Annotated in this window: 19 protein-coding genes and 2 pseudogenes; 20 read left to right on the top strand and 1 reads right to left on the bottom strand. The window is 67.8% G+C overall.

Going from position 1 to position 11,680, the window contains the following annotated elements; all coding sequences use genetic code 11:
- Positions 1 to 201 (top strand): annotated as a pseudogene (locus tag B4M60_RS08970) (elongation factor Tu); the annotation flags it as partial.
- Between the two features lie 114 nt (positions 202 to 315).
- Here B4M60_RS08970 and B4M60_RS08965 read toward each other — a convergent pair.
- Positions 316 to 588 (bottom strand): hypothetical protein, encoded by a 273-nt coding sequence (locus B4M60_RS08965; RefSeq protein ID WP_291082491.1) that lies wholly within the window; start codon positions 586 to 588, stop codon positions 316 to 318.
- A 548-nt stretch (positions 589 to 1,136) separates the two neighbouring features.
- Here B4M60_RS08965 and rpsJ point away from each other — a divergent pair.
- The 19 genes and pseudogenes from rpsJ to B4M60_RS08870 form a co-directional block, all read left to right on the top strand.
- Complete coding sequence (gene rpsJ, locus B4M60_RS08960) at positions 1,137 to 1,442, top strand: 30S ribosomal protein S10 (RefSeq protein ID WP_003938093.1); 306 nt, start codon at positions 1,137 to 1,139, stop codon at positions 1,440 to 1,442.
- Between the two features lie 52 nt (positions 1,443 to 1,494).
- On the top strand, positions 1,495 to 2,160 hold the full coding sequence (gene rplC / locus B4M60_RS08955; protein WP_291082488.1) for a 50S ribosomal protein L3: 666 nt from the start codon (positions 1,495 to 1,497) through the stop codon (positions 2,158 to 2,160).
- On the top strand, positions 2,157 to 2,855 hold the full coding sequence (gene rplD / locus B4M60_RS08950; RefSeq protein WP_291082485.1) for a 50S ribosomal protein L4: 699 nt from the start codon (positions 2,157 to 2,159) through the stop codon (positions 2,853 to 2,855). The genes rplC and rplD overlap by 4 nt, the downstream gene beginning before the upstream one ends.
- A complete protein-coding gene (gene rplW / locus B4M60_RS08945) occupies positions 2,852 to 3,154 on the top strand; it encodes a 50S ribosomal protein L23 (RefSeq protein WP_291082482.1) in 303 nt (100 codons plus the stop codon). Before rplD ends, rplW begins: the two co-directional genes overlap by 4 nt.
- Positions 3,155 to 3,185: 31 nt before the next feature.
- Entirely contained in the window at positions 3,186 to 4,022 is an 837-nt protein-coding gene (gene rplB, locus B4M60_RS08940) for a 50S ribosomal protein L2 (RefSeq protein WP_291082479.1), read from the top strand.
- Between the two features lie 14 nt (positions 4,023 to 4,036).
- Positions 4,037 to 4,318 (top strand): 30S ribosomal protein S19, encoded by a 282-nt coding sequence (gene rpsS, locus B4M60_RS08935; protein ID WP_017838195.1) that lies wholly within the window; start codon positions 4,037 to 4,039, stop codon positions 4,316 to 4,318.
- Positions 4,315 to 4,755: a 50S ribosomal protein L22 gene (gene rplV / locus B4M60_RS08930; protein ID WP_291082474.1), complete on the top strand. Its 441-nt coding sequence runs from the start codon at positions 4,315 to 4,317 to the stop codon at positions 4,753 to 4,755. Before rpsS ends, rplV begins: the two co-directional genes overlap by 4 nt.
- Entirely contained in the window at positions 4,756 to 5,589 is an 834-nt protein-coding gene (gene rpsC, locus B4M60_RS08925; protein ID WP_291082471.1) for a 30S ribosomal protein S3, read from the top strand.
- A gap of 2 nt (positions 5,590 to 5,591) precedes the next feature.
- A complete protein-coding gene (gene rplP, locus B4M60_RS08920) occupies positions 5,592 to 6,008 on the top strand; it encodes a 50S ribosomal protein L16 (protein WP_291082498.1) in 417 nt (138 codons plus the stop codon).
- The gene (gene rpmC, locus B4M60_RS08915) at positions 6,008 to 6,238 is read left to right on the top strand and encodes a 50S ribosomal protein L29 (protein ID WP_291082468.1); all 231 of its coding nucleotides are present in this window, start codon (positions 6,008 to 6,010) and stop codon (positions 6,236 to 6,238) included. Before rplP ends, rpmC begins: the two co-directional genes overlap by 1 nt.
- A 17-nt stretch (positions 6,239 to 6,255) precedes the next feature.
- A complete protein-coding gene (gene rpsQ, locus B4M60_RS08910; RefSeq protein ID WP_414646771.1) occupies positions 6,256 to 6,531 on the top strand; it encodes a 30S ribosomal protein S17 in 276 nt (91 codons plus the stop codon).
- Positions 6,532 to 6,718: 187 nt separating this feature from the next.
- Positions 6,719 to 8,143, top strand: a pseudogene (locus B4M60_RS08905) (alpha/beta hydrolase).
- A 177-nt stretch (positions 8,144 to 8,320) separates the two neighbouring features.
- Complete coding sequence (gene rplN / locus B4M60_RS08900; protein ID WP_095717592.1) at positions 8,321 to 8,689, top strand: 50S ribosomal protein L14; 369 nt, start codon at positions 8,321 to 8,323, stop codon at positions 8,687 to 8,689.
- 1 nt (position 8,690) lies between these two features.
- On the top strand, positions 8,691 to 9,005 hold the full coding sequence (rplX, locus tag B4M60_RS08895; protein WP_291082458.1) for a 50S ribosomal protein L24: 315 nt from the start codon (positions 8,691 to 8,693) through the stop codon (positions 9,003 to 9,005).
- A 2-nt stretch (positions 9,006 to 9,007) separates the two neighbouring features.
- On the top strand, positions 9,008 to 9,580 hold the full coding sequence (gene rplE / locus B4M60_RS08890) for a 50S ribosomal protein L5 (RefSeq protein ID WP_291082455.1): 573 nt from the start codon (positions 9,008 to 9,010) through the stop codon (positions 9,578 to 9,580).
- Between the two features lie 270 nt (positions 9,581 to 9,850).
- On the top strand, positions 9,851 to 10,249 hold the full coding sequence (rpsH, locus tag B4M60_RS08885; RefSeq protein WP_291082452.1) for a 30S ribosomal protein S8: 399 nt from the start codon (positions 9,851 to 9,853) through the stop codon (positions 10,247 to 10,249).
- Positions 10,250 to 10,260: 11 nt separating this feature from the next.
- Positions 10,261 to 10,797: a 50S ribosomal protein L6 gene (gene rplF, locus B4M60_RS08880; RefSeq protein ID WP_291082449.1), complete on the top strand. Its 537-nt coding sequence runs from the start codon at positions 10,261 to 10,263 to the stop codon at positions 10,795 to 10,797.
- Between the two features lie 2 nt (positions 10,798 to 10,799).
- A complete protein-coding gene (gene rplR, locus B4M60_RS08875; RefSeq protein ID WP_291082446.1) occupies positions 10,800 to 11,195 on the top strand; it encodes a 50S ribosomal protein L18 in 396 nt (131 codons plus the stop codon).
- A gap of 43 nt (positions 11,196 to 11,238) precedes the next feature.
- Positions 11,239 to 11,680, top strand: a 442-nt coding sequence (locus B4M60_RS08870) for a ribosomal protein S5 (protein ID WP_291082443.1), incomplete at its 3' end; no start/stop codon positions are given.

Raw genomic sequence — 11,680 nt, 5'->3', positions numbered from 1 at the left:
CCGCAGTTCTACTTCCGCACCACGGACGTGACCGGCGTCGTGACCCTCCCCGAGGGCACCGAGATGGTCATGCCGGGCGACAACACCGAGATGAGCGTCGAGCTCATCCAGCCGGTCGCCATGGACGAGGGCCTGCGCTTCGCGATCCGCGAGGGTGGCCGCACCGTCGGCGCCGGTCAGGTCACCAAGATCATCAAGTGATCGACTGACGGCGCGCCGCGGGCGACATCGCCCGTGACGCACCCGACGAAGGGGCGCCCCACCGCGAGGTGGGGCGCCCCTTCGTCGTGGCGGGCGGTGCCGCGCCCGGTGTGCTCATCTCCGACGGCTGAGCAGACTCATCGCCACGGAGAGGCCGACCGCGGCCACGCCGGCGAGAGCCGTCACGGCCACGGCCGCGACCTGTTCGGCGGTCGCCGCGTGGTCGCTCCGTCGGGGACCGCTCACGCCGTGGCGTCGGTCCACCTCCTCCAGCGCGCGGAGCATCTCGTCGGGGTCGCCGCCCTTGTCCGGGTGGTGGCGCAGGACTGCCTGGCGCCGATCCCTCTTGTAGGCGGCGGGGTCTCTGGGCTCGCGTCGGCTGGTCACGGTTTGCTCTCCTGGGGTTCGGCGCCGGAGCGCTGATCACCATGACGGTACCCAAAGCGGCGGGTCCGACGCACCGCATCCCGCACTCGCGTGGACCCCGATTTGGCTCCTGGCGAGGGGGTGCGGCATACTGGTCGAGTTGCCCGGACAAGGCGGCGAACCCACGTGGACTCCCTCGGGAGGCACCGGGGGAGCCGGGTTGGTCGGGCGAGCACGACAAGGCGGGTGGGTGACCACCCGCTGGAAAAGTGGAAGGGCGACACGCCCGACCGCGTGGACGCGTCGTGACACATCAACAGCGGCAGCGGATCGGTCCGTCGTCACCCTCGCCTCCGCGGGAGTGCGGCTCTCCGTCCTCTGGGAATCGCAGGTCGTGTCACGTTCGTGAGCGCGCGACGGCGGTTCCCATGACAGAGCACCGATGCATGTGACCGGGAAATCGACGGTCTGACGGTGTCACGTATGACCAGCGAACACAGCAGTGTCCCCCGCGAAGCGGGGGCGCTCACGACAGCCGCCTTCACGGGCGGGGGGAGAATGAGGACGAAGTGGCGGGACAAAAGATCCGCATCCGGCTCAAGGCCTACGACCACGAGGCCATCGACGCCTCGGCGCGCAAGATCGTCGAGACGGTCACCCGTACGGGAGCTCGCGTCGTCGGCCCGGTGCCGTTGCCGACCGAGAAGAACGTGTACTGCGTCATCCGTTCGCCGCACAAGTACAAGGACTCGCGCGAGCACTTCGAGATGCGCACCCACAAGCGGCTGATCGACATCCTCGACCCCACGCCCAAGACCGTGGACGCGCTCATGCGCATCGACCTGCCCGCCAGCGTCGACGTCAACATCCAGTGACCTCCGACCGAGCAGCGGTCAGCCAGCAACGTGCAGCGGAGACAGTGAACAGATGAGTACTACCGAGATCAAGGGAATCCTGGGCGCGAAGCTCGGCATGACCCAGGTCTTCGACGAGAACAACCGGGTTGTCCCGGTTACCGTCATCAAGGCCGGGCCGTGTGTCGTCACCGGGATCCGAAACGAAGAGACCGACGGCTACAACGCCATCCAGATCGCCTTCGGCGCGATCGACCCCCGCAAGGTCACCAAGCCGGTCGCGGGCCAGTTCTCCAAGGCGGGTGTGACGCCCCGGCGCCACCTCGCCGAGATCAGGCTCGACAACGCCGAGCAGGCCGCAGCCTTCGAGCTGGGCCAGGAGATCGGCGCGGACGTATTCGAGGACGGCGCATTCGTCGACGTCACCGGCACCTCCAAGGGCAAGGGCTTCGCCGGCACCATGAAGCGGCACGGTTTCTCCGGTCAGGGCGCCTCGCACGGCACCCAGGCGGTGCACCGTAAGCCCGGCTCCATCGGTGGCGCCTCGACCCCCGGACGCGTGTTCCGGGGCAAGAAGATGTCCGGCCGGATGGGCAACGACCGTGTGACCACCATGAACCTCAAGGTTCACAAGGTCGACGCCGAGGCCGGCGTCCTCCTCATCAAGGGTGCCGTTCCGGGTCGCAACGGCGGCCTCGTGATGGTCCGATCCGCAGTGAAGGGCGGTGCGCGCGCATGACCACGACGGATAACACCGTGAATCTCAAGCTTGACGTCCGTACCCCGGCCGGTTCGGCCAACGGGTCGGTCGAGCTTCCCGCCGAGATCTTCGGCGTCGAGCCCAACCTGCCGCTGATGCATCAGGTGGTCGTGGCCCAGCTCGCCGCGGCGCGCCAGGGCACCCACTCGACCAAGACCCGCGGAGAGGTCCGCGGCGGCGGTCGCAAGCCGTTCCGCCAGAAGGGGACCGGTCGCGCCCGTCAGGGCTCGACCCGCGCCCCCGCCTACACCGGCGGTGGCACGGTGCACGGTCCCAAGCCGCGCGACTACTCGCAGCGCACGCCCAAGAAGATGAAGGCCGCCGCCCTGCGCGGTGCCCTCTCCGACCGGGCCGCCAGCGAGCGTATCCACGTGGTCACCGAGTTCGTCGTGGGTCAGACCCCGTCGACCGCGGGCGTCCGCGACTTCCTCGCGAGCCTGTCGGATCGCAAGAAGTTCCTGGTCGTGGTCGGTCGCGAGGACGTCGCCGCATGGCGTTCGGTCGGCAACCTCGATCACGTCCACCCGATCGCGCCGGACCAGCTCAACACCTACGACGTCCTGAACGCCGACGAGGTGGTCTTCTCCGTGGAGGCACTGGACGCGTTCGTCACGCAGGCGAGCCGCAGTGCCGCCGGCACGTCGAAGACCGCCCAGAAGGAGGCCGAGAAGTGAGCACCGTCGCCGATCCCCGGGACGTGATCCTCGCCCCCGTCGTCTCCGAGAAGGCCTACGGCCTGCTCGAGCAGGGTGTGTACACGTTCCTGGTCTCCCCGGACGCCAACAAGACGCAGATCAAGATCGCCATCCAGGAGATCTTCGGCGTCACGGTGGAGTCCGTGAACACCGCCAACCGTAAGGGCAAGCGCAAGCGCACCCGCACCGGGTTCGGACAGCGCAAGAGCACCAAGCGCGCCATCGTGACCCTCGCGGCTGACAGCAAGCCCATCGAGATCCCGGGTCTGACCGCCTGACGGCGGGAAGAGTTAAGGACGAGAGAACCTCATGGCTATCCGCAAGTACAAGCCCACGACGCCCGGCCGTCGCGGCTCGAGCGTCTCGGACTTCGCCGAGATCACGCGCTCGACGCCCGAGAAGTCGCTGCTGCGCCCGCTGCACAAGACCGGCGGCCGTAACGGCCACGGTCGCATCACCACCCGGCACAAGGGTGGCGGTCACAAGCGTCAGTACCGTGTCATCGACTTCCGTCGTAATGACAAGGACGGCGTCAACGCGACCGTCGCGCATATCGAGTACGACCCGAACCGCACCGCCAACATCGCCCTCCTGCACTACGCGGACGGCGAGAAGCGGTACATCCTCGCCCCGCGCAACCTCAAGCAGGGTATGAAGATCGAGTCCGGTGTCGGTGCCGACATCAAGACCGGCAACAACCTGCCGCTCCGCAACATCCCCGCCGGCACGGTCGTGCACGCGGTGGAGCTGCGCCCGGGCGGCGGCGCCAAGATGGCCCGCGCGGCCGGCGCCGGGATCCAGCTCCTCGGCAAGGAGGGCGCATACGCCTCCCTCCGCATGCCGTCGGGTGAGATCCGCCGCGTCGACGTGCGCTGCCGCGCCACGATCGGCGAGGTCGGCAACGCCGAGCAGGGGAACATCAACTGGGGTAAGGCCGGCCGTATGCGGTGGAAGGGCGTTCGCCCGACCGTCCGTGGTGTGGTCATGAACCCGGTCGACCACCCGCACGGTGGTGGCGAGGGCAAGACGTCCGGTGGACGTCACCCCGTCAGTCCGTGGGGCCAGCCCGAGGGCAGGACCCGCAAGCCCAATAAGGCGAGCGACAAGATGATTGTCCGTCGCCGTCGCACCGGTAAGAAGCGTTAAGGAGGGAAACTAGGATGCCTCGTAGTCTCAAGAAGGGTCCGTTCGTCGACGAGCACCTCCTCGCGAAGGTGGACGCGCAGAACGACAAGGGCACTCATCAGGTCATCAAGACCTGGTCGCGTCGCTCGACGATCCTGCCCGATTTCATCGGTCACACGTTCGCCGTTCACGACGGCCGCAAGCATGTGCCCGTGTTCGTGTCCGACTCCATGGTGGGTCACAAGCTCGGCGAGTTCGCGCCGACCCGCACGTTCAAGGGGCACATCAAGGACGACCGAAAGAGTAAGCGTCGATGAGCACTGATACGAAGAAGACCGCCGAGGGCGCCGGGCAGGACGAGCAGAAGCTCAGCGCCCGGGCCACCGCCAAGTTCGTTCGCGTGACGCCCATGAAGGCGCGTCGTGTGATCGACCTGATCCGCGGCAAGGACGCCTCCGACGCGCTGGATATCCTGCGGTTCGCCCCGCAGGCCGCCAGCGAGCCGGTCGGCAAGGTTCTGGCGTCCGCGATCGCGAACGCCGAGAACAACCTCGACCTGGATCCCCGGACCCTCGTCGTGTCGGCCGCGTTCGCGGACGAGGGACCGACCCTGAAGCGGTTCCGTCCGCGTGCACAGGGTCGTGCGTTCCGCGTGCGCAAGCGCACCAGCCACATCACCGTCGAGGTGACCAGCGTGCCCGAGAAGGCCGGTTCCACCGGTCGGGGCCGTCGTAACCAGGGAGGTGCCCGCTAAATGGGACAGAAGATCCATCCGCACGGCTTCCGTCTCGGCATCACCTCGGACTGGACGTCCAAGTGGTTCGCCGACAAGCAGTACGCGGACTACGTCGCCGAGGACATCAAGATCCGTCAGCTCCTGTCGAAGGGCATGGAGCGGGCCGGCATCTCGGGCGTGGACATCTCGCGCACCCGTGATCGGGTCAACGTCGACATCCACACCGCCCGTCCGGGCATCGTGATCGGTCGGCGTGGCGCCGAGGCCGACCGTCTCCGGGGGGAGCTCGAGAAGCTCACCGCCAAGCAGGTCCACCTCAACATCCTCGAGATCAAGAACACCGAGGCCGACGCCCAGCTCGTGGCGCAGGGCATCGCGGAGCAGCTCTCCAACCGTGTGGCGTTCCGCCGCGCGATGCGGAAGGGCATCCAGTCCGCCATGCGCCAGCCGCAGGTCAAGGGCATCAAGGTCGTGTGCTCGGGTCGGCTCGGTGGAGCCGAGATGTCGCGTTCGGAGCGCTACCACGAGGGTCGCGTCCCGCTTCACACCCTGCGTGCCGAGATCGACTACGGCACCTACGAGGCCAAGACGACCTTCGGTCGTATCGGCGTCAAGGTGTGGATCTACAAGGGTGACGTGGTCGGCGGACGTCGTGAGTCCGACCAGTTCGCCCAGTCCGCCAATCGCGGTGGCGCCGATCGTGGACCGCGCCGTGAGCGCGGCGCCGCCCGGCCCCGTCGCTCGGGCGCCCAGGGCACCACGGCGACAAGCACCGAGACCGGCCGCGCCGGTTCCGGTCCTGCTGCCGAGGCTCCCGCCGAGGCCCCGCAGAATCAGACCAGGGAGGCGTGACAGTGCTTATCCCCAAGCGTGTCAAGCACCGCAAGCAGCACCATCCCGGCCGCAGTGGCGGGTCCAAGGGCGGCACCAAGGTGACGTTCGGTGAGTACGGCATCCAGGCTCTCGAGCCGGCGTACATCACCAACCGTCAGATCGAGTCCGCTCGTATCGCCATCAACCGTCACATCAAGCGTGGCGGCAAGGTGTGGATCAACATCTACCCGGATCGTCCCCTGACCAAGAAGCCTGCGGAAGTGCGCATGGGTTCCGGTAAGGGCTCCGTGGAGTGGTGGGTCGCCAACGTCAAGCCCGGGCGCATCCTCTTCGAGATGTCGTACCCCAGCGAGGAGATCGCTCGCGAGGCCCTGCGCCGCGCGCAGCACAAGCTCCCGTGCAAGACCCGCATCGTGACCCGGGAGGAGCAGTTCTGATGGCTAATGGAATCACCGCCCCCGAGCTGCGCGAGCTCGATGCCGACGCGCTCACCGCGCGTCTCCGTGAGGCCAAGGAAGAGCTGTTCAACCTGCGCTTCCAGATGGCCACCGGTCAGCTGACCAACAACCGTCGCCTGCGGGTCGTGCGTCACGACATCGCACGCATCTACACCGTCATCCGCGAGCGGGAGCTCGGGCTGTCGGCGGCGCCGGGTGATGCCAAGTGAGTGACAAGGAAGCAGCCGTGACTGAGGCCAGCGAGAACACCGAGCGCAACAGCCGCAAGGTGCGGATCGGGTACGTCGTGTCCGACAAGATGGAGAAGACCATCGTCGTCGAGCTCGAAGACCGCGTGAAGCACCCGCTGTACGGCAAGATCATGCGGCGTACCGAGCGCGTGAAGGCTCACGACGAGTCCAACACCGCCGGCGTCGGCGACCGCGTGCGGATCATGGAGACCCGCCCGCTGTCCGCCACCAAGCGGTACCGCCTCGTCGAGGTGCTGGAGCGGGCCAAGTAGGTCGCTCCCCACGAATACCGCCGACGGCCCGGCCCCCTTCCCACGGGGCCGGGCCGCCGGCATTTGTAACGGATATGAGCGGTATGACGAAACTCCGAGTATTGCACGGGCCACCGGCCCCTCGGCATGTCGGAATCCGCATCACCCGGACCCGGGGTCCAGCCGGGCATGAGGAGAGGAACGTCAGATGACAGCAGGACCGTGCGCTCGACCACGCCCGTCGGCGGGACGCCGCGTCCGGGGTCTGGCCCGGGGTATAGGGGCCGGGGCGTCGGCCGCGCTGCTCGTGGCCACCGCGTCGGCTCCCGCGACGGCGCAGAGCGAGGGGCCCGGATCGGTGATCCCGTCCGTCGCGCCCGGCAGCCTGCTCGGCGCACCCTCGTTGAGCCTGGCCGCGCTGACCCGGCTCGGCGCCCCGATCCCCATCGCCTCGGTCCTGGGCTCCGTGGCCGCAGCGGGCTCCGGGGATTTTCCCCGTCCCGGCAGCTCGGCCGGTCCGTCGACCCCCGTCGCCACCCGTGACCACGGCATCACGATGTCCCGCGTCATACGGGTGGAGCCGCTGTTCCCGGGCTCCGTCAACCCCGTCGACCGTCGGGCCGAGGTGTGGACGGTGACGTCCGCGGTGATGCAGCGGACGGTGCGAGTCGAGGTGTACCGGGCCCCGGACGGACTCGACGCTCCCAACGTGTACTTCCTTGACGGGGTGGGGAGCGAGGTGCCGTCCGGCTGGAGCACGGGGATGGGCTGGGGTGACCCCGTGCTCCGCGACCGCGCCGTGAACGTGATCGCACCCACCGGCGGCCCGGCGTCGATGTGGGCCGACTGGCAGTCCGACGACCCGGTCCTCGGACCCAACATGTGGGAGACCTTCCTCACCACCGAGCTGCCGCCGCTGCTCGCGGAGGGGCTCGCAGGCCGGTCCGCGCCGCTGGCGCACAACGGCAGCTGGGGGGTGATGGGTGTGTAGATGGGCGCGGCCTCCGCGCTTCACCTGGCCAACCGCAACCCCGAGATGTTCGACGCCACGGCCGGGGTGAGCGGGGCCTACTCCACCCTGGACGAGCTGGGCTACCAGTACATCCGCCTCACCGTCGGGGCCCGCAACGGGGAGGCCACCAACATGTGGGGGCCGCGCGGGTCGACGGCCTGGGCGGAGCACGACACCATCGCTGACCCCTCCGGTCTCGAGGGGAAGACCGTCTTCCTCAGCGCCGCCACCGGACTGGTCGGGTCGGCGGAGCTGGGCTACTTCGGCAGCAACGAACTGGTCCTGCTCGACGGACACGTCCTGGAGAAGGGCTCCTACGAGAGCACCCGGGCGCTCGAGAGGGCGCTCGGGTCCGTGCCCGCGGTGAACCTGCGCATCAACTACATGCCCTCGGGCATCCACAACTGGCCGGTGTTCGTCTCACAGATGGTGCCGGCGATGGACCACATCCTGTCGGGACTGGCGGCGGCGATGCCCAACGGCCGGGCGTCGGCCGGCGGAGCGGACGGGGAGTCGCTGGGCTCGGGCAGCGCCGGCTCGGGCAGCGCCGGCTCGAGCAGCGCAGCGGGGTCCACCGGTTCCGGGGGCTCGACGGGGTCCCTGCGCGGGGGATCCTCCTAGGCGGTCGGGTCGACCGTGGTCGTCCGGCAGGCCCCGGATTTGGGTCGGGGCCCGACCGCGCCCTACACTGGACCAGTTGCCCGAGCTGTCGCGTTGCAGTTGCGATGCCGGGCGGCATGACCGCGTGCGTCGGGTCGGTATCCGGCGCACATCAGAACCAGCCTGGTCAGGAGAACCATGATCCAGCAGGAGTCGCGACTCAAGATCGCCGACAACACGGGTGCCAAGGAGATTCTCTGCATCCGCGTTCTCGGTGGGTCCAAGCGTCGCTACGCAGGCGTGGGCGACATCATCGTCGCCACCGTCAAGGACGCCATCCCCGGTGGGAACGTCAAGAAGGGTGAGGTCGTCAAGGCCGTCATCGTTCGTACCGCCAAGGAGCGCCGCCGTCCGGACGGCTCGTACATCAAGTTCGACGAGAACGCCGCCGTCATCATCAAGAACGACAACGACCCGCGTGGCACCCGCATCTTCGGGCCCGTCGGTCGCGAACTGCGCGACAAGAAGTTCATGCGCATCGTCTCGCTGGCGCCGGAGGTGCTCTGACATGAAGATCCACAAGGGCGACACGGTGCTCGTCATCGCCGGCAAGGACAAGGGCGCGAAGGGCAAGGTCATCCAGGCCTTCCCCGCGCAGGACAAGGTCCTGGTCGAGGGCGTCAACCGCATCAAGAAGCACACCGCCAACTCGGCTGCCGAGCGCGGTGCCTCCTCCGGTGGCATCGTCACGCAGGAGGCCCCGATCCACGTGTCCAACGTGATGGTCGTGGATGCCGACGGCACCCCGACCCGCGTCGGCATCCGCACCGATGAGAACGGCAAGCGTGTCCGCGTGTCGCGCACGACCGGGAAGGACCTGTGACCATGACTGAGACCACTCTTCCCACCGGATACACCCCACGGCTCAAGACGCGGTACCGCTCCGAGATCAGGCCGGCGCTCAACGAGACGTTCGAGTACGCCAACGTCATGCAGATCCCGGGCGTCGTCAAGGTCGTCGTCAACATGGGCGTCGGCGACGCCGCCCGCGACGCCAAGCTGATCAACGGGGCGATCAACGACCTCACGCTGATCACCGGCCAGAAGCCGCAGATCCGACGTGCGCGCAAGTCCATCGCGCAGTTCAAGCTGCGCGAGGGCATGCCGATCGGCGCCCGCGTGACGCTTCGCGGCGACCGCATGTGGGAGTTCCTCGACCGTCTGACCACGGTCGCCCTGCCGCGGATCCGCGATTTCCGCGGGCTCTCGGGCAAGCAGTTCGACGGTCACGGCAACTACACGTTCGGCCTCAACGAGCAGACCATGTTCTACGAGATCGACGTCGACAAGGTCGATCGTCCCCGGGGTATGGACATCACCGTCGTCACCACGGCCACCAACGACGAGGAAGGCCGCGCTCTGCTCAAGCACCTCGGCTTCCCCTTCAAGGAGGACTGACCTCACGGTCATGGCCGGACCGGCCGTCCGCGCCGGGGCACCGCATCCGCGGGTCCCCGACGCCGGGCAGACGGCCCAGCCGTCGGGTCGCGACTGACGAGAAGAGCGTTGGTCGCGGCGGGTCACCCGGGAGCCCTCGCGGCTGCCGGACCCCACACAACAGAACATTCGCACTCTTCGTGATAGGCCCACGACGGACAGGGTCGGCCCACAGGCCGACCGGGACCGTGTTGCATGGGAACCGTTGCGAGAAAGGAACATGGTCCATCCATGTCGATGACCGATCCCATCGCGGACATGCTGACGCGTGTGCGTAACGCCAACTCGGCGTACCACGACACCGTCTCCATGCCGCATTCCAAGCTCAAGGGCAACATCGCCGCGATCCTCAAGCAAGAGGGTTACATCGTCGATTTCGCCGTCGAGGACGCCGAGGTGGGCAAGAAGCTCACCATCGACCTCAAGTACGGCCCGTCGCGTCAGCGCAGCATCCAGGGCATCAAGCGAGTCTCCAAGCCGGGTCTGCGCGTGTATGCCAAGTCCACCGGCCTGCCGAAGGTGCTGGGAGGACTGGGTGTCGCGATCATCTCGACGTCCCAGGGTCTGCTCACGGACCGTCAGGCGCACAACAAGAAGGTGGGCGGGGAAGTCCTCGCCTACGTCTGGTAAGGGGCGGAGATATGTCACGTATCGGCAAGGCTCCGATCAGCGTCCCGTCCGGTGTCGACGTCAAGGTCGACGGCCAGACCATCACCGTCAAGGGTCCCAAGGGTGAACTCACCCAGGATCTGCCCGCACCGATCACGGTGTCGGTCGAGGAGGGCACCATCACGGTGAACCGTCCCGACGACCACCGCGACAACCGGTCTCTGCACGGCCTCTCGCGCTCCCTGGTCAACAACATGGTCGTGGGAGTGACCGAGGGCTACAAGCAGGACATGGAGATCTTCGGCGTGGGTTACCGCGTCGTCCCCAAGGGCAAGGACCTCGAGTTCGCCCTCGGCTACTCGCACCCCGTGCCGATCGTCGCCCCGGACGGCATCACGTTCGTCGTCGACGGAGCCACGAAGTTCTCGATCTCCGGAATCGACAAGCAGCAGGTGGGCCAGATCGCCGCCAACATCAAGCGGCTCCGGAAGCACGACCCGTACAAGGGCAAGGGCATCCGTTACGCGGGCGAGCAGGTCCGTCGCAAGGTCGGAAAGACGGGTAAGTGACCATGAGCAGCACCAAGAAGCGTTCCCCGCTGGGAACCGACGTCTCGACAGCACGTCGTGTCGGACGCGCCCGGCGCCACTACCGCCTCCGCAAGAAGGTCGCCGGCACCGCCGAGCGGCCGCGGTTGGTCGTCAACCGGTCCTCGCGCCACATCCACGCCCAGATCATCGACGACCTGTCCGGCCACACGCTGGCCTCCGCGTCGACGATCGAGGCGGATGTGCGTTCCCTCGAGGGCGACAAGAAGGACCGGAGCGCGAAGGTCGGTCAGCTCTTGGCCGAGCGCGCGAAGGCCGCCGGCATCGACGCCGTCGTGTTCGACCGTGGGGGTAACAAGTACCACGGCCGTATCGCCTCGCTCGCCGACGCCGCCCGCGAGGGTGGGCTGGAGTTCTGATGATCAACACCACAGCACTGACCGCTAACGGAAGGACCGTCTGATGCCGGGACGTCAGCGTCGTGACGGCGGAAGCAACGGGCCCGCCGCAGACAACAAGACCACCACCGACAACGCCCAGGCTCGCGGTGGAGACCGCGGCCGAGGCCGGGGACGCGACGATCGTCGTGGCCGCGACGAGGAGAAGTCGCAGTTCATCGAGCGCGTCGTCACGATCAACCGCGTCTCCAAGGTCGTCAAGGGTGGTCGTCGCTTCAGCTTCACCGCCCTCGTGATCCTCGGAGACGGCAACGGCATGGTCGGCGTCGGCTACGGCAAGGCCAAGGAGGTGCCCGCGGCGATCGCCAAGGGTGTCGAGGAGGCGAAGAAGTCCTTCTTCCGCGTTCCCCGCATCCAGGGCACGATTCCGCACCCCATCACGGGTGAGGCTGCCGCGGGCGTTGTCATGCTGCGGCCGGCCGCCCCGGGTACCGGCGTCATCGCCG

Origin of the sequence: Dietzia sp. UBA5065 (assembly GCA_002415925.1) — a bacterium.
Taxonomy (GTDB): Bacteria; Actinomycetota; Actinomycetes; order Mycobacteriales; family Mycobacteriaceae; genus Dietzia.
This window is presented reverse-complemented; position numbering and strand designations above follow the sequence as displayed.